Source organism: Sulfitobacter sp. CB2047, from assembly GCF_000735125.2.
GTDB classification, from domain to species: Bacteria; Pseudomonadota; Alphaproteobacteria; order Rhodobacterales; family Rhodobacteraceae; genus Sulfitobacter; species Sulfitobacter pontiacus.
This window is the reverse complement of sequence record NZ_CP072613.1, coordinates 64,653-85,013: the sequence shown is the minus strand read 5'-3', so window position 1 is coordinate 85,013 and position 20,361 is coordinate 64,653. Positions and strand designations below refer to the sequence as shown.

The following is a 20,361-nucleotide window of genomic DNA, read 5'->3' as shown; positions in this document are numbered from 1 at the left end:
CGCCGCAGTGTCGCGGCGCGCGGGTTTCTGCCTGCGGGTCCTTTTGGGAGGCCTTACTCGGTCTCTAGGCTTGGATAGACGCGGCGCAGCGTCTCGATCAGCTTCTGGCTGCTCACGGGCTTTTTCACAACACGGTCGTCCGGCCCGAGAAAGCTGATCTGGTCGGCGTCATATGCGGTGATGAACACGAAAGGGATACCCCGTTCGCGCAGAATATCCGCGACGGGTTTCGATGTCTTGTTGCGCCCAAGGTTCACGTCAAGAAAGGCGATATCAATATCCCCGTCACGCGCTTTTTCCTTGGCGTCTTCCAGATGGATACTGGGGCCGACAACGTTAAAGCCGATGTCTTCCAGCAAGTCGGACATCTCGAATGCGACCACGACCTCATCTTCGACGATGAAAATATTCTGAGGATGGTTTGTCATTCTACTGCCTGCTCTTCCGTCTGTTGCGGCATCTTCAAATGCCATTCATATCCATCTGGCCCGAAAACCGTATCGATTTTCCCGCCTGTTTCCGCCTCGAGGGCACGCCCTGTGATGAAGCTACCAAAACCTGTCTCGCTGGGTTTCTCGGCGGCAGGGCCGCCTTGTTCCACCCAGTGGAGTTCAAGGGGAGAACCCTCGGCGGCACTTCCTTGTTCCCAAGATAAATTCACAACACCGTCAGGAACCGACAGGGCACCGTATTTCATCGCGTTTGTCGCCAGTTCATAAAATGCCATCGACAAGGACAGCGCCTGGCGCGATGGCACCTCTACCTCCGGCCCCGTCAACGTGATCCGACCGCCGCCTATAGGGTCGAGCACATCGGCAGCCACGGTGCCAATCGCAGCACGGTCCCATGTGGTGCCCACCAGTTTGGAGTGGGCCGTCGCATAGGCGTTAAGCCGTTGGTCAATCGTTTCGCGGATACCGCGTTGAATGCTCATCTTGCGCAGCGACTGGCTGACGATGGATTTCACCACACTAAATGCGTTCTTCACACGGTGGTTCAACTCGGCAATCAGGATGTTCTGCGCCTCGCGCAAGCGGCGTTCTTCGTCGATGTCGATCAGGGCGACGGTCGCGCCGATCCGCTCCCCCTCGCCGTCGAGCACCGGCTCGCCAATGATCCGCATCCAAAAACGGGTGCCGTCGCCGCGTTGATAATCCACGTCGATCTCGACATGGTCCTCGCGGTTCTGGATCACCCGCGCCAGAGGGTACTCGTGGCTTTGTACACGGGACCCATCAGCGTGGTACGATACCCATTCGCCATAGGCGTTCACGTCGTCCGAATGCAACACAGGATGGCGCACCATCTTTTCGACGTGGCTGTTGCCGTAGATAATCTTGCCTTCGGAATCGGCCATGACGACCCCGACGGGCACCGTCTCCATCATCGCTTCGAGGAAGTTCAACCGATGCGACGCCCGCTGCGCCTGTTTCTTCGGCGCATCCGCGTCAACATTCTTTGCCGCCAGCTCTTCTTGCACATGCAAAAGCTCTGTCGCCATCTTATCGGTGGGCTGTGTCGGCATGGTTTGTCCTGGGTGATTGGTGTGGTGTGTCGGTTGACATAGACCGTCAGACGCTGGTGTCTAGGTGTAGTGTCACATTTGCGTCATTCTGTCGAAGCTCATACGTCAACCGATATATATGTCAGCGCGCTGGCGTGGTGCCCGCCCCTACCCCATACGCTCCTGCGCGACGTGTGGCAGGATATAACTTTGACCCGCTGCAGCGGGCGTATTGACGGTCAGGGTGCAACCATAGGCTTGGGACAGGATGGCGTTTTGCATCACGTCGGCGGGCGTTCCGTGTTTCAGGATCTGGCCGTCTTTGATCATCGCCATGTGATCGGCGAACATGGCCGACAGGTTCAGATCATGCATGACCGCGACCACGCCGCCGCCGCGATTGGCGAAATCTTTGAGAAGCCGCATCACCATAAGCTGATGGCCGATATCCAGACTGGCAACAGGTTCGTCCAGCAGCAACCAACGGGGCAAGCCGTTCTGCACCGGATGCCAAACCTGACAGAGCACGCGCGCCAGCTGCGTGCGTTGCTGCTCTCCGCCCGAAAGCTCTTGATAAAGCTTGTCTGCGTAGCCCTCTAGCCCCACGGCATGCAGGGCGCGGGCGGGGATATCGTCGCGGTGTCCCGATATGCCGCGGCGTAGCCCCATGCGCACGACCTCGGCCACGGTAAAAGGGAACGCAAGGGTGGCTGACTGCGGCAGCACCGCGCGCATGGCGGCAAGTTCCCACGGGTGCAGATCAGCGACGTTTTCGCCGTTCAGCAGAACACGGCCGGTGAAATCGACCTCGGCCGTGATCGCCCTAAGCAGTGTCGATTTGCCCGAGCCGTTGGGGCCGACAATCGCCGTAAGCGCGCCGGCATTGGCAGTAAAATCGACCCCATGCAGAATCTCTTTCTTGCCGATACGGGCTACAATATCGCAGGCGCGCAGCATCACAGGTCCACCAACCCACGGCGCCGCAGCAGGATCCAGAAAAACACCGGTGCGCCCAGAATGGCGGTGATCAACCCGATGGGCAGTTCCGCGGGCGCAATAATCACGCGGCTGATGATATCGGCGGTCAGCAACAGCGTGGCCCCCAGCAGGGCAGCGTTCACCAGCAGGGGTTTGTGATCGGGCCCCGTGGCAAGACGCAACAGGTGGGGCACGACGATCCCGACGAAACCGATCCCGCCGGACATGGCAACCGCGGCACCGGTGGCGGCCGCGACCGTGAGGATGGCGGTATGCTTCACCCGCTGCACCGGCACCCCCATATGCGCGGCGGTTGCCTCCCCGAAAGCGAGTGCGTTCAGCCCGCCGCCCAAGCGCATAGCCACACCCGTCGCCAGAAGGATCAGCGGCCCCGCAATGGCGACTTTGGTCCATGTGGCACCGGCAAGCGAGCCGAGCCCCCAGAACGTCAGATCGCGCAACTGCGTGTCATCGGCGAAATAGATCAACAGCCCGCCCAAGGCCCCTGTCAGCGCGCCCAAGGCAATCCCCGCCAGCAGCATCGTCGCGACAGAGGTGCGCCCGCGCCGAGTCGACACGCGATATAGCAGCAAGGTTGCCGCCCATCCGCCCAGAAAGGCAGCCAGCGGGATCAGCCAAAAGCCCGCCACGGTGAGAACAGCCACCGGCAACAGCCCGCCCAGAACGATTGCCACGATCGCGCCCAATCCGGCACCCGCACTTACCCCAAGCAGACCCGGATCCGCGAGCGGGTTGCGAAACAGCCCCTGCATCACCGCGCCTGACACAGCCAGCGCGGCCCCGACACAGATGCCCATGATCAGCCGCGGCAAACGGATATCCCAAAGCACCACGCGTTCAAGCTGCGTCAGCGGCGCACCGGTCACGATCTTGGCCAGGGCATGCCACAGCGATGTGCCCGACGCCCCGATCGCAAGGCTGCTGATGGCGGCGACTGCCAGAACAGCCGCCATCCACACATGCGCCTTGCGCGCAGCACGACGGCGGTCGCGGGGCGGGGCGAAATCTGCAAGCGCTGTCATCGGATCAGTCGGCGTAAAGCGCGGCGTGCAGATCGGCGACCGCATCTGCCGTGCGCGGCCCGAACCCCAGCAGATAAAGCCCGTCCATCCGCACCACCGATCGGCTGTTCGCCGCAGGGGTGACGGATATGGCAGGCATCGCGAAAAGCTCTGCCTCGGTGCTGTTGTGATCGCCTTCACGCGCCATCATCACCAGCACATCGGGCGCTGCGGCCAGCACGGCTTCGTCTGTGATTGGCTTGTAGCCCGCAAACCCCGTGACCGCATTGACCGCGCCAGCCAGTTCTATCATCGACGCGGCCGCGGTATCCGTGCCCGACGCCATGATCCGCCCGCCTTGGGTGCTGAGGATAAACATCACGCGCTTGCGCTCTGCCGCGGGCCGGTCTTGCGTCGCACGGGATACGGCTGCCAGCTTTTGCTGCAATTCCGCAGCCAGCGCTTCGGCCTGCGGCTCTTTCCCAAGCGCCTGCCCGACGGCGCGTATCTTGGCGCTGACCCCTTCGGCGGTATAGTCGTCAGGGACGGTGACAAAGGGGATATCCGCCTGCGCTAGCACCTCGATTGTTTCGGGCGGTCCGGCACCTTCCTCGGCGATGATCAGCTTGGGGCCTGTGGCCAGCACCCCTTCGGGCGAGAGCGCGCGCATATAGCCCACGTCCGGCAAGGCAGCGGCTTCAGGCGGATAGCTAGAGGTCGTATCCCGCGCAACCAGCTGGTCCTGCGCGCCGAGGGCAAAGACGATCTCTGTCACCGCGCCGCCGATGGAGACGACGCCCCCCACGGGTTCCTCTGCCGTGGTGGGCAGTGCTGTGATCAGGCCAAGCGCCGCGACGCTGATAGCGGTCGTGAAAGCGCGGATCATGCGGGCACCTCGACGTTCAGGCTCTCCAGCCCCGCGACAAGCTTGCCCCATGCGGGACGACAATCGCGCCCTTCCTTGCCGACGCCAAAGACCTGAAGGATAAGCCCCCCGTCCTTGTTGAAGGCCTCGACCGAAACAGCGGGGCCGCGTTGTGTGGGCTTGTCGACGGCCCAGACCTCGGCGATGTGATCAAGCCGCAGGTGCAGGTTAAAGCGTGGGTCCAGCACGTTTTGCCACGGGCCCATGGATTTCAGCGTGGTGATCGGGCCCGAATGGATCTGGATACACCCGCGATTGCCGGTAAAGACCATGATCTCAAGCTCTTGCGCGACCACCTGATGCAGCATGGCATCGACAGCAGAAGGCTGCAAAGCGCGTGCAAAGGGCTCGCCCGCGATGCGGTAGGCCCCTAAGCGGTTCATCTTGAGCTTGGAGGTCAGGCGCAAGAACTGATGCGTGTCGGTCAGCCGCGCCCATTCCTTTCGCAGGATGTCCAGCTTCGACAGATCGGATTTCGGCACCTCGTCAGGGTCGCGCGGCACCACGTCAAGGCTGGGGGATTGATCTTCCAGCGTCAGCCCAGCTTTGGCGCGATCAAAGGCCGCCACATCGGACCCGTCGCGCAGAAAGATCTTATGTACCGCATCGCCCGCCGCATCGAACACCTGCAGGCTGCGGCGCGTACCGGCGTCCGTCTCCTTCTCTACGGCAAAGGCATGATGCCACCGGCTGGGAAAGAGGCGCAGGTCGATGTCATCGGTGAGGATCATCGATGCATGGGGACCGGGGTGATAGTTATCATAGGTGCCGACCTTTTCGTTCACGCAGGACGGGTTGCGGGTCAGCGCCATAACCTCGCCCAGGGTCTGGGCGGCGCGCATGATTTGGTCGGGGTGCGGATTGATACGCCGCACGCCATCGCCGGTATAGGCCGCCAGCAACTGCGCCTCGCTGATCTTAAGCTTGTCGGCCACATCACGTTCGCGCAGCTTTGCGTGGTCAGCGCGGAAGGCGCGGATATCCTCGGGGGTCGGGGGAACGGAATGGGTCATGCAGCACCTTCGCCATATAGATTGAAAGAGAGGGGGCTGGCGACGCGCGTCGGGCATCCGCTGGCAAAGGCGCAGATCAGAAGCTGCCCTTTAATGTTGACACTTTTAGTCGGTCTTTTTAGAACCCGCAAGAGCGCAACCCGTCTACGCCCCTTTTTTCACCGCCAGCCCCTCGCAAGCATTCCGTCAAACCTATTGCTTGCAAGGATGTCTTCGATGACCAAAGCCGCTGGAACCCGTGCCCTATTGAGGGGTACGACAAGCCTGATACTTCTTTCCCTTACCCCGCTCCCCCTCGCTGCGCAGGAGGGCTTTCTAGGCACGCTCGTTCTGGGCGAAAGCAAACGCGAGGTGCAGACCGATACGGCAGTATCCATCACCACAGTCGACCAAGAGGAGATCGACGACCGTCAGGCAGGAACCGTGGCAGAGCTGATCGATTCAGTTCCCGGCGTGAGCCTTGTGAACGGGTCCACCCCGCAAGGGTCCGGCATCAATATCCGCGGCTTCGGCGCGAACGATATCTACGGTGCGGATTCCAAAGTCGCCGTGCAGATCGACGGGGCCACCACCGGGGCAGAGCGGCTATACCGGATCGGCACCCAGCTGTTCACCGATCCGTTCCTTTACAAGTCGGTCGATGTGATCCGCGGGTCCGTCGGCAGCTTTGAATACGGATCCGGCATCGTGGGCGGTGTCGTCCGGCTTGAGACGAAAGACGCGTCGGATCTGACGAATGGTGAGCTTGGCTATGTGCTGGGCCAAACGCTGGAGTTCAGCACGAACGGCGACGGCATCACGTCTTCCAGCGTGCTGGCGTGGCAACCGACCGAAGATATGGAATTTTTGCTGAACTACACGTGGCGCGACCAGAACGATCAGGTGGATGGTGACGGGGCGACTATCGGTAACAGCGCCTTCACCCTGCCGTCGGGTCTGATCAAGGCGAAATACAGCTTTGGCCAGAACCGCGATCAATCGCTGACCTTCAGCCTGTCGCACACTACCGCAAGCGACCGCGACGTGCCTTTTGACAGTTTTACCACCACGGCGGATTCCTTTGGCACCGTTGACCGCGATACGGAGTCTACGACCGCGGTGCTCAAGTACAACTTTAACCCAGCCGATAATGATCTGGTGAACCTTGATGTCGTGCTGTCCTACGCCGACCAACAGATCGACCAAAGCTATGTCTCGGGCAGCTCCCCCCTTGAAGGCACCCCACAAGGGGCCGGTGTTCTTGCCTTGGCGAATGCGGATCATCGGTATCAAACAACGAAACTGGCGTTCAAAAACCAAAGCCTGTTCACCACAGGCGTTGTCTCCCATGATCTGCGGACCGGGCTTGAACTGATCCACAAAGAACGCCTTGATGCCAGCAACGCACCCGGCGGCAAGGACCGTCGCGTCGCTGTCTATGCGGTGGACGATATGCGCATCACTGATGCATGGACCGTGACACCGGCGCTGCGCTACGAGACATCGAAGATCACCGGATCAGCGGCCCCGAATGATGGCACTTATGAAAACAACGCGCTGATGGGCGGGCTGTCTGTGCGCTATGCCTTCGGGAATGGTTTGGCCCTGTTCACCAGTGCCGCCTATACCGAAGGGCTGCCGATGATCGACCATCTGGGCACCGATGCCGCGATCACCTCGTCCGAGAAGGCCGAGACATACGAGATCGGCGCCTCGTTTGACCGTCACGATCTGTTCCGCAGCGGGGACCAATTCGCGATCAAGGGTGTCTACTACGAGACCACCTTGACCGATGTCAGCAGCTATTCGGTCTCGGGGGTACGCCCGCCTGCACCGGCGCTGGACCGGGTCGAAACCTCGGGGCTGGAGCTTGAAGCCTCTTACGCGTTGGACACGGGTCTTTACTTTGACGTGAATGCCAATGTGGTGCGCGGGACGGAGTATGAACCGAGCGGCTCTTCCGGCGACTGGCGGTTGCTGCCTGCGGACAGTCTGCGGGTCACCGTGGGCAAGAAATTCGGCAAAGAGCTTGACCTGAGCTGGGAGGTCGTGGGCAACACATCCGTAACAGACGACGGCGAGACCTCGGCAGGCTTTGGCGTCCATAATCTGCGCGCCACCTATGTCCCGCAAAGCGGTATCCTCAAGGATACGCAGTTCCGCGTCGGGCTAGAGAACGCTTTCGACAAAACCTATACGCCGCATCTGTCGACCCGCACGGCACCGGGTCGGAACGTGAAATTCTCGATCTCGCGGATGTTCTGAAACGGCACGGGCCCCCGGGGTGTGACGTACCTCGGGGCCTGGCCCTTGGGTTTAGTCGATCCCGTTCTCGCGCTGAAGGCGGCGGATGTAGGCCACAATATCCATCACATCGGCCTGCGTGATCCCTTCGACGGGAGGCATGTTTCCGAACGGCCAGTGATGCCCCCGCACCCCGTTTTGCGCGGCCAGCAGGAACGCCCGGTCGCCGTGGTGGCTGGGTTCGTAGATCACATGCACCAAGGGCGGTGCGACGCCGTCCTGCCCCTGACCATTGGCCCCGTGACAGGCCGCGCAAACCGCATCATAGGCGCGCTTTCCCAGCTGCTCCTGATCGGTGAAACTGTCCGGCACCTTCACGGTTGCCAAGGCACCCTCCGCAAGCTCGGTCGGGCTGGTCTCGGGTTGATCATGATGCGAGAAATACCACCCGCCCGCCGCTGCCGTCAGCAGCGCAAAGGGGACAACCCACAGCAATACACGCGATGTTTTCATGTCTTCGCCTCTTATGGGGCGGGCACCGATACATGACCGGAGCCCGCGCGTGGATTACTTCAACTCGACGACGGTCAGCTTGCCTTTGACGGGCTCTGCGACGAATTCGATGCTCTGACCTGCAGAGAGCTTGCCGATCATGGTTTCATCGGCGCGAAACACCATGGTCATCGCGGGCATATCAAGGTTGACCAATGGTCCGTGATCGATGGTGACCTTCCCGCCTTTGGTGTCAACTTTCTTGACGGTGCCCTTGGTATAGACGACCTCTGCCGCTTCGGTTTCTGCCTCGGCTTTGGCGCTGACTTCGATGGGGCCGTACATGCCGGATTCATAGTGACCGGGGATCAGGCAGGCGAATTCAAACGAGCCAGCATTGGCAAAGGTCCAGATGACCTCGCCCGACTGGCCGCCCTCAAGACGGACCGAATTGGGGTCGTCATGTTCCATATCCATCTTCGCCATCATTTCCTTGTGCTTGGCGTTGCCTTCGGCGTTATCGATCACGAACTCATGCTCAAGCTCGCCCTTGTTGGTGACCTCAAAGCGGATGGTTTCCCCCTGCTCGAACGCAAAGTTGTCGGGTTCAAAGATCATATCCCCGTCTTCGGTCTCGCGCATGGTGACCGCGATGGTCCGGGTGACGTCAGCCGCCGTACCGGGTTTGCCCACTGCCATCATTTCGGCATGCTTGTCGGCGTGGTCGTCATCATGCCCGCCAGAGTGGGAACCCGCCGCAAAGGCAGGGCCGGTCAAAGCAATGGCGAAGGCGGTGGTCATCAGAAAGTTTTTCATCGTGTTTTCCTGTATTGTTTTCAATGTTTTATATGGATGCAAAAGGGGTTATCCCTTTTGCGTTGGTTTCGGGGTCAGGATGGTTTTGGGGCTGTTGTTCGTGGCGAATTCCGGTAGTTCTCCGGTCCACTCATAGGCTTCCTCGCCGGGGGGGTTGTCGTACCATCCGGGGTCGGAATAATCGTCCGGCGCGATGCCGTCGCGTACCTTCACGACAGAGAACATGCCGCCCATTTCGATCGGCCCGTGTTTGCCCCAGCCGTTCATCATGGGGATCGTGTTCTCGGGCAGTTCCATCGACATCTTGCCCATGTCCCCCATGCCCGCCGTGCCCATCGGCATGTAGCCCGGCTTGAAGCTGCGCATCTTGGGGGTAAGCTGGGATTTATCGACACCGATAAACGTCGGCACGTCGTGGCCCATGGCATTCATCGTGTGGTGGGACTTGTGACAGTGGATCGCCCAATCGCCCAGGTGGTCCGCCGTGAACTCATAGGCGCGCATCGCGCCGACAGGAATGTCGATGCTGACCTCGGGCCATTGCGCGCTTTCCGGCACCCAGCCGCCGTCGGTGCAGGTGACCTTGAAATCATAGCCGTGCATGTGGATCGGGTGGTTTGTCATCGTCAGGTTGCCAACGCGCACCCGTACCCTGTCGCCCTTGTTCACGACCAGCGGATCAATATCGGGGAAAATCCGGCTGTTCCATGTCCATAGGTTAAAGTCGTTCATCGTCATGACACGCGGCACATAGGTACCGGGGTCAATGTCGAACGCGTTGAGCATGATCAGGAAGTCACGGTCCACCGGCATGAACGTCGGGTCTTTGGGGTGGACGACAAACATGCCCATCATCCCCATCGCCATCTGGACCATCTCATCCGCATGGGGGTGGTACATGAAGGTGCCGGATTTGGTCAGGTCGAACTCGTAGACAAAGGTCTTGCCCGGTTTGATCCCCGGATGGCTCAGCCCGACCACGCCATCCATACCCGAGGGCAGGATCAGCCCGTGCCAGTGGACGGATGTGTTTTCTGGCAGTTTGTTGGTGACATAAATCCGCACACGGTCGCCTTCGACCGCTTCGATCGTGGGGCCGGTGGACTGGCCGTTATACCCCCACAGATGCGCGATCATGCCGTCGGCCAGTTCGCGTTCTACGGGTTCCGCGACAAGGTGGAATTCCTTGACGCCGTTGTTCATGCGGTAGGGCAGCGTCCAGCCGTTCAGCGTGACCACGGGCGTGTAATCCACCCCCGTCGAGGGGCGCGCCGTGACCGCAGTCGCAGCGCTGTCCATATGCGCCGCTTCCGGCAGCCCCATGTTCAGAGTTTTGCCCCACGCCTGAGAGGACACAAGTGTCGCCCCCGCCGCACCGGCACCGAGTAGTTGACGTCTGTTCATCATATCGTTTCCTTTCAGTGTCCTGCGCCGCCACCAGCGGCCAACGTGGCGCCTTCGGAGCCCCCTCCACCGCTGCCTGCACCGCCGCCGTAGATGGCCGCGGTCAGATCCGCCTGCGCCATAAAGAACGCCCGCTTCGCATCAGCGGCTTCCAGCTCGGCACCGAGCTTTTCACGCACATCAGTCAGCAGTTCGAAGGTGTTGGTGATCATGCCGTTGTAAGACAGCAGGGCTTCGTTCTCGACGGTCTTGCGTAGCGGAACAAGAACATCGCGGTAGTGGCGCGCGATCTTGTAAGAGGCATGGTAGGCCCGTTCGGCCCCCCGCGCTTCTGAACGTACATTGACCGCCCGTTCCGCCAGCACATTCGCCGCCTGCAGATACGACAGCTCTGCCTTGCGCATCCGCGCCTTGCCGCTGTCATAGATCGGGATCGCGAATTCCAGCTCTACCTGAGGCGTGATCTCTTTCTCGATATCGCCGCCTTCGGCTTCACGCTCAAGCTCGGCCCCTGCGACGATCTCAAGATCGCTGACGATGCGGGTCTGATCCGTCAGGCCAAAGGCTTTTGCCTGCGCTTCAAGACCCAGCTTTGCGACACGCAGATCGACACGGTTGCGCAGCGCCTTGGCTTCGACATTGGCAACGCCGCCCACGGACCGCGGCAGCCCCGGCAAGGCATCAGGCACGTAATAGTTCACGTCAGCCCCCCAAAGCCCCATGAGGCGCGTCAGCTCTTCCTTCGCGGTGGTCGCATCCAGCCGTGCCTTGGCAAGCTGTCCGGCCAGCTCCGCGTTGAACGCCTGCTCGCGGGCTTGGGCAGCTTTATTGAGCGCGCCGGTTTCCCCCAGCTTGCGGGCCAGCTCCGATCCGGCGTCCGAGGTCGCCTTGGCGCGTTTCAAATACCCCACCACCTCAAATGCGGACACGGCATTGACCCAGGCCTGACGGGTCTGGTTGGCCAATGTCAGCGTATCGTTCACCGCCGTCAGCTGCGCTTGACGAAAGCTCGCGTCAGCGATTGCGCGGCGTTGTTTACGCGTAGTGGCATCCAGAAGATTGGCGCGGATCAACCCTTCGATCGCACGGTAGGCCCCTAGCTCGGGCGCCCCGATCCCGAGCACGCCAATGGACACGATCGGGTTTTCCGGCGTCGATTCCTGCCATGCTTCGGCGGCGGACAATCCGACATTCGCATAGGACGCCTGAAGCCCCTTGTTGTTGAGCAAGGCAACCTGAACCGCCGTATCGGCCGAGATTGTCTTGCCCTGCACCATCGCGCGCACTTCGCGTTTCACCGCTTCGTTTTCGGCTTGGGTCTCGGCAAAGACGGTGCGTTTACCAAGCGCGGGCGTGATCTGGCTGGCGACATTGGCAAAGCCGGCTTTGGGGTCGGTATAAGCGCTTGGGATCGCCGTGGCGCAGGCCCCGAGCACAAGGGGAAAGCCGATGATCAGCGGCAGTTTACGGACGTGCATCAGTTCCCCTCCGATTGTTCTTGATTCACGGTGCGCCAGTCACGCGGACCGGTGGGCCCACGATACGTATAGCCGGCCAGCGGGTTCGGGTGGCTGATGGGAGAGACGACGGTCGTGCTGAGCGTGGCTTCTTGCGTGGCCACGGCAGGCAGCGGTGTCGGCGTATAGGGCAAGGGTCTGACATCCTGCGTGCAGGCGCCAAGGGTCAGGGTGCAAGCCCCCAAAACGAAATGGATTTTCATGTGATGTACCTGATTGATCTTCTAGGGATCGCGCCAGAAACGCTGGCGCGACGCAAAGACCCCAAAGCGGGTCTAAATCAGATCAGGATTGGGGAGGACGCAGAAAGCCTTGCACCTCAAGCGAACGCGCCTGCGCATGGCCGATCTTGTAGGTGCCCGCAGTGACCGCATCGTCTTGCGGATGCGCATGGTCCATCAACACGACGGACAGGCACATCCCGTTGCAGCAATTACCTGCACTGTCGTCAGGCGCGCTTGAAGGGGATTTGTCACTGTGATTGTCGACAGCGGCACGATCCATAGTGCTATGATCATGCAGGGCGTCTTGCGCGTTTATATCGGCCACATCGTCCATGACCGCGGCATAATGCCCGTCATGCATCCCCGACGCCGCGTGGGACGCGGACGGCGGAAACAGCACCAGCGCCGCAGCAAAGGCAAGACATGCCACTGCGTTCAGCCAGAAAGATATGGTGCGCTCAAAAGCCATAGGAGACAGTTGATGCACCTGCCCCTTCCTGTCAATCGGTCCTGCGCTGGAAGGTTTCGAAGTTTTTTACCCGGTGGGCGGCGGAAAGCCGCTATGCTTTTTTGGCACCGGCGTTTGAAATGGCGCTGACACTGCGGTGGGTAATCTCCTCTCCGGTGACACGGTCCACCAGCATGGGCGCGATCGGCGTGCCCGCGCTGCGCGAGACCAACGTGACCGACGGGCTGCCTTCAATCGGGACATGGGCGTTGGCCCAATCGATCAGCGACACCAGCATCGGATAGAGCGCCTTGCCCCGTTCGGTCAGCCGGTATTCGTGGCGCAGGGGGCGCTCCTGATAAGCCTCGCGGCGCAGCACGCCGGCCCCCTCAAGCTTGCGCAACCGGTCCGCCAGCACATGCCGCGTGATCCCCAGCCGGTCCTGCATCTGCTCGAACCGGCGAATGCCCAGAAAGCAATCGCGCAGAACCAGCATGGTCCAGCGGTCACCCACCACGGACAGCCCCCGCGCCACGGGGCAGGATTCATTCTGTAGTTCGTTCCATTTCATGCCTTGATCCTAGCAGGCATTGACAGGTTCTGAAAGAGAACTTACCCGTAGTGCATTCCAAAAAGGAACCGAGAGGCGAAAACTCGCCACTCCAAGCATTCGAACGGGGGGTAAACCATGCCACATCAGGTCGCCACATCGCAGCTCGGCAAGGCCGGCTGATGGCCCGCGTCACCCCGAACGCCGCCCCTGCCCTTTCCGCCGCAGCGACGCAGGCTCGCGCCACCCGGACCCGTGCCCTGCTAGAGGCACCAATCGCGCCAACGCTGGCCAAGCTTGCCGCACCCAACGTCTTGGCGATGTTCGTGCAAACCGTGCAAAGCATATCCGAAGCGTATTTCGCCAGCCTCCTTGGGGTGACAGCGCTGGCCGGTCTGGCGCTGGTGTTCCCGCTTGTCATGCTGACGCAAATGCTGTCGGCGGGGGCCATCGGTGGGGCGATCTCCGCCGCGGTGGCGCGCGCACTTGGCGCGCAAGACAGCGCGCGGGCGGCCACATTGGCAGTAGTCGCGTGGATGATCGCGGGTGCCTTTGCCGTGATCATGGCCGTTCTGGTCGGGCTGTTTGGCGTGGCGTTTTTCACCCTGCTGGGGGGCGGTGCCGATGCCGTCTCTGCCGCCGCGACCTATGCGCTGGTCTTCTTTCCCGGCTGTATGGCGATCTGGCTGTGCAATGCGTCGCTCAGCATTATTCGTGGCACGGGCGACATGCAGACCCCTGCCGTGCTCTTGCTGCTGGTGTCCGTCATCTCGATCCCCTTGTCGGGCGGCTTCGCCCTGGGGTGGGGCCCCCTGCCCGCACTTGGCATGGCGGGGTTGCCCATCGGCGTCGTGCTCGCCTTTGCGATCGGGGCTGTGCTGGCGATGGCGCATATCCTGTCGGGGCGCACGGGGCTTAGCTTTGGCGGGGCCTTGGGCCGGATCGATATCAGCATGTTCCGCGATATCCTCAGCGTTGGGGCGCTGGCGGCGGTGAATACCCTGCTGACCACGATCACCATCATCATGATGACAGGGCTCGTGGGCCAGTTCGGCGAAGAGGCGCTGGCCGGTTACGGGCTTGGCGCACGGCTCGAATTTCTGATGATCCCCGTGATCTTTGGCATTGGTGCCGCGATGACGGCGATGGTCGGGGCGAATATGGGCGCCGGTCAGGTGGACCGCGCCCTGCGCGTGGCCTGGACCGGATCTTGCGCGGCGGCGGTGATCGTCGGCGGTATCGGGCTGCTGCTCGCGGTGTTTCCCGACCTTTGGCTTGGCATGTTCCTTGACCCGTCCAACACCGGCGCGCTGGACGCGGGGCGCAGCTATTTCCGCCTCGTGGCACCGTTCTACGCCTTCTTCGCCCTCGGGCTCGCGCTGTATTTCGCGTCGCAGGGGGCGGGGCATATGGTCTGGCCGGTGGTCAGCAGCCTCAGCCGGATGGCGGTAGCGCTGATCGGCGCGTTGATCCTGATGCAAACCGGCGGCTTGGGCCTGCGCGGCATCTTCATCGCCATCGGCGGCGCGATGGTGGTCTATGGCTCGGTGATCGGCCTTGCGATCTGGCGTAAGGGCTGGCGCGCGCGGGCCTAATCATAGACCTCTGCCGTGAGCCCCTGCTGGATCAGCGCGGTGACCAAAGCCGCCAGCACCTCGGCGCGGCGCGAGGTGACCCGCTGCACCAGCCCCAGACGGCGATGGATCGGCGGCGCCCCGAAAGGGAACCAGTCAAGCGAGGCGGTCTCGGCATCGTGCAGCGCGATCTGCGGGATAATGGCAAAGCCCAGACCCGCGCGCACACAGCCCACCACGGCCGGCATCGTATTCACCGACACGATCTGGCGCGGCGCGGCGCCAAGGCGGGCGATTTCGGTATCGATCTGGCGCGCCAGCGGCACCTGCGTGCGATAGCGGATATAGGGCACGTCGCGGATCAGATCATCCAGCGTGATCGTCCCCGTGCCGGGCGGTGTGAGAACGATCAGCGGTTCGGTCAGCACTGGGGTCCAGCGCAGACTGCTGGGCACCGCCACGTGATCCGCCACAACCGCGGCATCCAGCTGGCCCGAGACGACCTCGCTCATCAGCTCCTCGGACACACCGACGCGCAGCCGAAAATTCAGATACGGAAAGCTCGCGCGCAGCGTCGCAAGCGCCTGCGGCATCAGTGAATTTGCCCCGGTCCGCAACGACCCGAGCGCCACGGTGCCGCGCATCTGCTCCCCCGCGACGGAGGCTTTCGTGTCCGACACGATCTGCAGGATCGACTGGGCCGAGCGGACCATCTCTGCGCCCTTGGTGGTCAAGGCGGGCGGGCGGCGAGTGCGGTCGAACAACTGCGTGCCGATCTCTGCCTCTAGCGCCGCGATCTGCTGGCTGACGGCAGAGGCGGTCAGGTTCACGGCCTGCGCCGCCGCAGCAAAGCCGCCGTGCTGGCTAATGGCCAATAAAGTCTCAAGCTGACGTGTATCCATACCTCAAGATAAGATATACTAAATGTAATGGCAAGAATTACGCGCTTTGCTATGGTTATTCTTGTGTTATTCACGAAACTGACACCAAACCCGTGGCGGATAAACCGCTGCTTCTCTCACAGGGAGTCCTCCTATGACGTTTCGTTCGGGCCTTGCCGCCCTTTTCACCGCTGCCAGCCTGATTGCAGCCCCCGCCACAGCCGACACCTACCCCGAGCGCGCGGTAGAGTTCATCGTGCCCTGGTCGCCCGGTGGCGGCTCTGACACGCTGATGCGTCTTGTGGCCAACAACGTGCAGCCGTTTCTTGGCGTGGAAATGCCCGTGATCAACATGCCCGGCGTCGGCGGCACTGTGGGCCTGCGCGAGGCCTCGCGCCGCGCCGCGGATGGCTATACCATCAGCCAGGTGCACGAAGGACTGCTGGTCGCCACCGAAACCGGCATCACCGATCTGGCATGGGATGACTTTGACCCGATCGCACTGATGACAGCATCGCCCCAGTATCTGGTGGCGGGCAAATCCGACAACTATAGCAATTTCGAAGAATTCGTGACCTACGCCAAGGCACATCCCGGCGAGATCTCCATGGGCGTTACATTGGCCGGCGTCCCGCATCTGCACGCCGCGATGATCGAACAGGCCTTCGGGCTTGAATTCAAATACGTCGGCTATGAGGGCACGGGCGAACGCGTGCGCGCGCTGGTCGGCGGCAACCTTGATGTGGCGATTGGCGACATCAGCTCCTCCAAACAATTCGTCGACAACGGCGATCTGACCTTCCTTGCCGTCGGCGCGACTGACCGGGTGGACGCCGCCCCCGATGTGCCGACCTTCAAAGAGCTGGGTCAGGATCTTGAGCTGAACGTGACCCGCGGCATCGTGATGCCCAAAGGGGCCCCGCAAGAGGTCCGCGACACGCTCGAAGCCGCGCTGCAAGAGATGGCCCAAGACCCCACCTATATCGAGCAGACCAACAACGCGGGTGCCGATGTCGGGTTCCGCGGTCAGGAAGACTACCGCGCCTATCTGAGCAAACTGGACGAGACAGTGAAATCGCTGTCGTCGGTTCTGGCCCCATGAACGGGCACGACCCCATGAAGGCGCAGGAGGCGGGCTTGGTTGCCCGCCTTCTGAGCTATGTCTTCCTCCTGCTGGCCTCGATCGCATTGTTCATCTCGGCCAGCGGCATTAAGACCTCGCGCTTTGAAAAGCTTGGCGCGGGGGCGTTCCCCAAGATCATCTTTGGCGCGATGGCGATCGTATCAGCCATCGCGATCATCGACGCGCTGCGCCAGATCCCCCGCCACGCTTACGGTGATTTCGCAGCACAGGCCGTAGCATGGGCGAAACGCTGCTATCTAGTGTTTGTCTGCCTTGGCGCGCTCACCGCCTATCTGCTGGTCATTCCGGTGCTGGGGTTTTCCATCGCCAGCCTGATCTTCCTTTTCGTGCTTCAGGTGATCCTGATGCCACGCACGCCCAAGTCTATTGCCCTCGCCGCTGTGGTGGCTGTGGTTTTCTCCTTCGGTCTGAACTGGCTTTTTGCCGAAGTGTTCACCGTCTTCCTACCGCGCGGAGTGCTTTGAATGACTGATTTCATGACAGGGGCCGCGCAGATTTTCACGCTGGCGACGCTCGCCTATATGCTGGCGGGGTCCGTCGCGGGCATCGTTGCGGCGGCGATCCCCGGTTTCACCGTCACCATGGCGATTGTGCTGACCCTGCCGCTGACCTTCACGATGGAGCCTTTGCAAGGCATCGCCGTGATGCTCTCGGTCTATGTGGGCGGCTATACTGGCGGGCTGATCTCGGCGGCATTGCTGGGCATCCCCGGCACGCCATCGTCGGTCGCCACCACCTTTGACGCCTTCCCCATGGCGCGCAACGGCGAACCGGGGCGCGCGCTGTCCATCGGGGTCTGGGCGTCCTTCTTTGGCACCGTGATCTCGACCATCGTGCTGATTTTCGCCGCACCACCGCTCGCGCTTTTCGCCGTGCGCCTTGGCCCGTGGGAGTATTTCTCGCTCATCGTCTTTGCCCTCACAATCGTCGCCAGTCTTGTCGGCACCTCTGCCATGCGCGGCATTCTGGCGGGGCTGATCGGGCTTGCAATCTCTACCGTGGGGACGGACCCGATCATGGGCCGTCCGCGCTTTGATTTCGGCATAGAGATGCTACAGGCCGGCCTGCCGTTTCTGGTGGTGCTGATCGGGATCTTCGCCATTTCCCAGCTTGTGTCAGAGGTAGAGAATGCCGACAGCGTGCGGTCGGGCAATGCGCTGGTCACAGGGGCCATCGATTTCCAGACGTGGACCGTGATGAAGGAAGTGTTGATGCGGCCCGTCAACCTGCTGCGGTCCTCCATCGTGGGGGTGCTGATCGGCGCCCTACCCGGTGCGGGCGGGTCCATCGCCAACCTTGTCGCCTATGACCAGGCCAAGCGCGGGTCCAAGAACAGTGAAAAATTCGGCACCGGTGAACCCGACGGCATCGTCGCCTCCGAGGCGGGCAACTCCGCCACCGCGGGCGGCGGGCTGATCCCGCTTATCGGTCTGGGCATCCCCGGATCGGCTGTCGATGCGATCCTTATGGCGTCGCTGATGGTGCATGGCATCTCGGTCGGGCCACGGCTGATCATGGATCACGGTGACCTTGTCTATGGCATGTTCATCGCGATGGTGGTCGCGTCCTTCATGATGTTGATCGTGTCGATCTGTTCCATGCGGCTGTTCCTGCGGGTGACCGAAGTGCCCAAATGGCTGATCGTGCCGGTGGTGATGACCTGCTGCGTCGTGGGCACCTTTGCGTTGAACAACCGCGTGACCGACCTTTACCTGCTGATCTTCATCGGCATCACCGGCTACACGCTGCGCGCCCTTGGCTATGCGCTGGCACCTTTGGTGCTGGGGGTCATTCTGGGCCCAATCGCAGAAACCAACCTGCGGCGCGCGTTGATGACGGACGAAGACCCGACGCTGTTCTTCACCCGCCCCATCAGCCTGATTTTCCTGATTGCGGCTTTCGTGTCCATTGTCTGGGCCATCCGCAGTCACCTCAAAAACCGTACATCTACAGAAAGGCCATCCCATGCGCCTACGTCATGATCCCGTCTACCCGTCGCGCCGCTCGCCCATCCTGGCCGAGAATGTCGTCGCCACCTCGCAACCGCTGGCGACCCAAGCCGGTCTGTCCATCCTGCAACAAGGCGGCAACGCTGTGGATGCGGCCATCGCCACGGCGGCGGTGCTAACAATCGTCGAGCCCACGGGCTGCGGCCTTGGCTCTGACGCCTTCTGCATCCTGTGGGACGGCAAGCAGCTGCACGGGCTGAACGCCTCGGGCCGCGCGCCCGCCGCCTGGACGCCCGAATATTTCAAGAACGGCATCCCCGAACATGGCTGGGACGCCGTGACCGTCCCCGGTGCCGTCAGCGCCTGGGTTGAATTGTCTGAAAAATTCGGCAGCCTCGGCCTGTCGACCGTGCTGGCCCCCGCGATCCGCTATGCTGAAGACGGCTTTATCGTGTCGCCGGTCGTGGGCACGGCATGGGCCAAAGGGGCCGCGGTGCTCAAGGACCAGCCCGGCTTTGCCGAGACTTTCATGCCCGAAGGGCGCGCGCCCAAACCCGGCGAACGCTTCCGCAACCCCGGCGCCGCACGCACCCTGCGCGCCATTGCCGAAACCAAGGGCCGCGCTTTCTACGAGGGCGAGATCGCGCAAGAGATCGCGGCCTTCGCCAAGGCCAATGGCGGCGCGATGACAGCCGACGATCTGGCAGCGCATCACAACGATTGGTGCGGCACCATCAGCCAAAGCTTTGACGACTTGGAATTGCATGAGATCCCGCCAAACGGTCAGGGCATCGCCGCGCTGATGGCGCTTGGCATGTTGCAGCACACCGACATCCGCGATCACGGCCCCGACGATCTGGCCGCCGTGCATTTGCAGATCGAGGCGATCAAGCTCGCCTATGCCGATCTGCACGCCTATGTCGCCGATCGCGATCACATGACCGATGTGGACGAAGCGGCCCTGCTTGACCCCGATTACCTTAAATCCCGTGCCGCCTTGATTGATGCCAACAAGGCGCAGGACTTTGGCGCGGGGGCCCCGAAACAGGGCGGCACCGTGCTGCTGAACGTCGGTGATGCCTCGGGCATGATGGTCAGCTTTATCCAGTCGAACTACGCGGGCTTCGGCTCTGGCGTGGTGGTGCCGGGCACGGGTGTGTCCATGCAGAACCGCGGCTTTGGCTTCACGACACAGGACGGCCACCCCAACCAGGTCGCACCCGGCAAACGCCCCTTCCACACGATCATTCCGGGCTTCGCCATGAAGAACGGCGTGCCGCTGATGGCCTTTGGCATGATGGGCGGGCCTATTCAGGCACAGGGCCACATGCAGCTCTTGCTGCGCACGCAGTTGTGGGACCAAGACCCCCAGACCGCGGCCGATGCCCCCCGCTGGCGCGCGATCGAGGGGTTGGCCGTCGCCTGCGAACCGTCGATGCCTGCCGATCTGCTCGACGGGCTCAAGGCGCTTGGCCATGCGATCCAGATCGAGGCACCGGACAACGCCTTTGGCTTCGGCGGCGCGCAACTGGTGCAACGCAACGCGGCAGGCGGCTACGCCGCGGGCTCTGATCCGCGCAAGGACGGGCAAGCCGCAGGCTTCTGATCCCGCGCCACATGGGCGAGCGGAGGGTCACGCCCCCGCTCGCCCTTTACGGGCCGGCAGCGCCCCTATATCGATCTTTCGACAACGCAGG

General features: G+C 62.0%; 20 protein-coding genes. 6 read left to right on the top strand and 14 right to left on the bottom strand.

Features of this window, described 5'->3' with window-relative positions:
• Positions 1 to 53: 53 nt before the first annotated feature.
• The 6 genes from IV89_RS00400 to IV89_RS00375 form a co-directional block, all read right to left on the bottom strand.
• Positions 54 to 428 carry a response regulator gene (locus IV89_RS00400; RefSeq protein WP_037941449.1) on the bottom strand — a complete coding sequence of 125 codons (375 nt, stop codon included), beginning with the start codon at positions 426 to 428 and terminating at the stop codon, positions 54 to 56.
• Positions 425 to 1,525: an HWE histidine kinase domain-containing protein gene (locus IV89_RS00395; protein ID WP_037941446.1), complete on the bottom strand. Its 1,101-nt coding sequence runs from the start codon at positions 1,523 to 1,525 to the stop codon at positions 425 to 427. The genes IV89_RS00400 and IV89_RS00395 overlap by 4 nt, the downstream gene beginning before the upstream one ends.
• Positions 1,526 to 1,672: 147 nt before the next feature.
• Entirely contained in the window at positions 1,673 to 2,461 is a 789-nt protein-coding gene (locus IV89_RS00390) for a heme ABC transporter ATP-binding protein (RefSeq protein ID WP_037941445.1), read from the bottom strand.
• Entirely contained in the window at positions 2,461 to 3,525 is a 1,065-nt protein-coding gene (locus IV89_RS00385) for an iron ABC transporter permease (RefSeq protein ID WP_181358618.1), read from the bottom strand. Before IV89_RS00385 ends, IV89_RS00390 begins: the two co-directional genes overlap by 1 nt.
• Before the next feature lie 4 nt (positions 3,526 to 3,529).
• Positions 3,530 to 4,390 carry an ABC transporter substrate-binding protein gene (locus tag IV89_RS00380; protein ID WP_037941440.1) on the bottom strand — a complete coding sequence of 287 codons (861 nt, stop codon included), beginning with the start codon at positions 4,388 to 4,390 and terminating at the stop codon, positions 3,530 to 3,532.
• Positions 4,387 to 5,442 (bottom strand): hemin-degrading factor, encoded by a 1,056-nt coding sequence (locus tag IV89_RS00375; protein WP_037941439.1) that lies wholly within the window; start codon positions 5,440 to 5,442, stop codon positions 4,387 to 4,389. The genes IV89_RS00380 and IV89_RS00375 overlap by 4 nt, the downstream gene beginning before the upstream one ends.
• Positions 5,443 to 5,658: 216 nt before the next feature.
• Between IV89_RS00375 and IV89_RS00370 the strand changes: the two genes are divergently transcribed.
• Complete coding sequence (locus tag IV89_RS00370) at positions 5,659 to 7,686, top strand: TonB-dependent receptor (RefSeq protein WP_235183672.1); 2,028 nt, start codon at positions 5,659 to 5,661, stop codon at positions 7,684 to 7,686.
• A 51-nt stretch (positions 7,687 to 7,737) separates the two neighbouring features.
• Here IV89_RS00370 and IV89_RS00365 read toward each other — a convergent pair whose 3' ends face one another.
• From IV89_RS00365 to IV89_RS00335, 7 genes are all read right to left on the bottom strand, one after another.
• Entirely contained in the window at positions 7,738 to 8,178 is a 441-nt protein-coding gene (locus IV89_RS00365; RefSeq protein WP_005848660.1) for a cytochrome c, read from the bottom strand.
• Between the two features lie 54 nt (positions 8,179 to 8,232).
• A complete protein-coding gene (locus IV89_RS00360) occupies positions 8,233 to 8,973 on the bottom strand; it encodes a copper-binding protein (RefSeq protein ID WP_037941437.1) in 741 nt (246 codons plus the stop codon).
• Between the two features lie 48 nt (positions 8,974 to 9,021).
• Positions 9,022 to 10,380, bottom strand: a complete 1,359-nt coding sequence (locus IV89_RS00355) for a copper oxidase (protein ID WP_107277643.1) — start codon at positions 10,378 to 10,380, stop codon at positions 9,022 to 9,024.
• A gap of 11 nt (positions 10,381 to 10,391) precedes the next feature.
• Entirely contained in the window at positions 10,392 to 11,855 is a 1,464-nt protein-coding gene (locus tag IV89_RS00350; protein WP_037941435.1) for a TolC family protein, read from the bottom strand.
• Positions 11,855 to 12,097, bottom strand: coding sequence for a hypothetical protein (locus tag IV89_RS00345; protein ID WP_009824197.1), 243 nt, complete (start codon positions 12,095 to 12,097; stop codon positions 11,855 to 11,857). The genes IV89_RS00350 and IV89_RS00345 overlap by 1 nt, the downstream gene beginning before the upstream one ends.
• 82 nt (positions 12,098 to 12,179) lie before the next feature.
• On the bottom strand, positions 12,180 to 12,587 hold the full coding sequence (locus IV89_RS00340) for a hypothetical protein (protein ID WP_037941434.1): 408 nt from the start codon (positions 12,585 to 12,587) through the stop codon (positions 12,180 to 12,182).
• Between the two features lie 91 nt (positions 12,588 to 12,678).
• On the bottom strand, positions 12,679 to 13,137 hold the full coding sequence (locus tag IV89_RS00335) for a helix-turn-helix domain-containing protein (protein ID WP_037941432.1): 459 nt from the start codon (positions 13,135 to 13,137) through the stop codon (positions 12,679 to 12,681).
• Positions 13,138 to 13,298: 161 nt separating this feature from the next.
• On the opposite strand from IV89_RS00335, the gene IV89_RS00330 reads away from it, so the two are divergent.
• On the top strand, positions 13,299 to 14,711 hold the full coding sequence (locus IV89_RS00330; RefSeq protein ID WP_037941431.1) for an MATE family efflux transporter: 1,413 nt from the start codon (positions 13,299 to 13,301) through the stop codon (positions 14,709 to 14,711).
• On the opposite strand, the gene IV89_RS00325 is transcribed toward IV89_RS00330, so the two are convergent.
• Positions 14,708 to 15,592 carry a LysR family transcriptional regulator gene (locus IV89_RS00325; RefSeq protein ID WP_005848677.1) on the bottom strand — a complete coding sequence of 295 codons (885 nt, stop codon included), beginning with the start codon at positions 15,590 to 15,592 and terminating at the stop codon, positions 14,708 to 14,710. The two genes, IV89_RS00330 and IV89_RS00325, sit on opposite strands and share 4 nt — an antisense overlap.
• 133 nt (positions 15,593 to 15,725) lie before the next feature.
• On the opposite strand from IV89_RS00325, the gene IV89_RS00320 reads away from it, so the two are divergent.
• Genes IV89_RS00320 through IV89_RS00305 form a run of 4 tightly spaced genes read left to right on the top strand, consistent with a single transcriptional unit; the run spans position 15,726 to position 20,270 of the window.
• The gene (locus tag IV89_RS00320) at positions 15,726 to 16,673 is read left to right on the top strand and encodes a tripartite tricarboxylate transporter substrate binding protein (protein WP_005848679.1); all 948 of its coding nucleotides are present in this window, start codon (positions 15,726 to 15,728) and stop codon (positions 16,671 to 16,673) included.
• A 35-nt stretch (positions 16,674 to 16,708) separates the two neighbouring features.
• Positions 16,709 to 17,179 carry a tripartite tricarboxylate transporter TctB family protein gene (locus IV89_RS00315; RefSeq protein WP_235183670.1) on the top strand — a complete coding sequence of 157 codons (471 nt, stop codon included), beginning with the start codon at positions 16,709 to 16,711 and terminating at the stop codon, positions 17,177 to 17,179.
• Positions 17,180 to 18,697 (top strand): tripartite tricarboxylate transporter permease, encoded by a 1,518-nt coding sequence (locus IV89_RS00310; RefSeq protein WP_037941427.1) that lies wholly within the window; start codon positions 17,180 to 17,182, stop codon positions 18,695 to 18,697.
• Positions 18,681 to 20,270 carry a gamma-glutamyltransferase family protein gene (locus IV89_RS00305; protein WP_037941425.1) on the top strand — a complete coding sequence of 530 codons (1,590 nt, stop codon included), beginning with the start codon at positions 18,681 to 18,683 and terminating at the stop codon, positions 20,268 to 20,270. Before IV89_RS00310 ends, IV89_RS00305 begins: the two co-directional genes overlap by 17 nt.
• The last annotated feature ends 91 nt before the right edge of the window (positions 20,271 to 20,361 follow it).

Bases quoted from the DNA above. Each gene is read 5' to 3' on its own strand.
- IV89_RS00375 (WP_037941439.1), bottom strand. From the start codon at position 5,442: ATGACCCATTCCGTTCCCCCGACCCCCGAGGATATCCGCGCCTTCCGC.
- IV89_RS00325 (WP_005848677.1), bottom strand. From the start codon at position 15,592: ATGGATACACGTCAGCTTGAGACTTTATTGGCCATTAGCCAGCACGGC.
- IV89_RS00310 (WP_037941427.1), top strand. From the start codon at position 17,180: ATGACTGATTTCATGACAGGGGCCGCGCAGATTTTCACGCTGGCGACG.
- IV89_RS00320 (WP_005848679.1), top strand. From the start codon at position 15,726: ATGACGTTTCGTTCGGGCCTTGCCGCCCTTTTCACCGCTGCCAGCCTG.
- IV89_RS00380 (WP_037941440.1), bottom strand. From the start codon at position 4,390: ATGATCCGCGCTTTCACGACCGCTATCAGCGTCGCGGCGCTTGGCCTG.
- IV89_RS00365 (WP_005848660.1), bottom strand. From the start codon at position 8,178: ATGAAAACATCGCGTGTATTGCTGTGGGTTGTCCCCTTTGCGCTGCTG.
- IV89_RS00355 (WP_107277643.1), bottom strand. From the start codon at position 10,380: ATGATGAACAGACGTCAACTACTCGGTGCCGGTGCGGCGGGGGCGACA.
- IV89_RS00360 (WP_037941437.1), bottom strand. From the start codon at position 8,973: ATGAAAAACTTTCTGATGACCACCGCCTTCGCCATTGCTTTGACCGGC.
- IV89_RS00385 (WP_181358618.1), bottom strand. From the start codon at position 3,525: ATGACAGCGCTTGCAGATTTCGCCCCGCCCCGCGACCGCCGTCGTGCT.
- IV89_RS00400 (WP_037941449.1), bottom strand. From the start codon at position 428: ATGACAAACCATCCTCAGAATATTTTCATCGTCGAAGATGAGGTCGTG.
- IV89_RS00335 (WP_037941432.1), bottom strand. From the start codon at position 13,137: ATGAAATGGAACGAACTACAGAATGAATCCTGCCCCGTGGCGCGGGGG.
- IV89_RS00345 (WP_009824197.1), bottom strand. From the start codon at position 12,097: ATGAAAATCCATTTCGTTTTGGGGGCTTGCACCCTGACCCTTGGCGCC.
- IV89_RS00305 (WP_037941425.1), top strand. From the start codon at position 18,681: ATGCGCCTACGTCATGATCCCGTCTACCCGTCGCGCCGCTCGCCCATC.
- IV89_RS00370 (WP_235183672.1), top strand. From the start codon at position 5,659: ATGACCAAAGCCGCTGGAACCCGTGCCCTATTGAGGGGTACGACAAGC.
- IV89_RS00390 (WP_037941445.1), bottom strand. From the start codon at position 2,461: ATGCTGCGCGCCTGCGATATTGTAGCCCGTATCGGCAAGAAAGAGATT.
- IV89_RS00350 (WP_037941435.1), bottom strand. From the start codon at position 11,855: ATGCACGTCCGTAAACTGCCGCTGATCATCGGCTTTCCCCTTGTGCTC.
- IV89_RS00395 (WP_037941446.1), bottom strand. From the start codon at position 1,525: ATGCCGACACAGCCCACCGATAAGATGGCGACAGAGCTTTTGCATGTG.
- IV89_RS00340 (WP_037941434.1), bottom strand. From the start codon at position 12,587: ATGGCTTTTGAGCGCACCATATCTTTCTGGCTGAACGCAGTGGCATGT.
- IV89_RS00330 (WP_037941431.1), top strand. From the start codon at position 13,299: ATGGCCCGCGTCACCCCGAACGCCGCCCCTGCCCTTTCCGCCGCAGCG.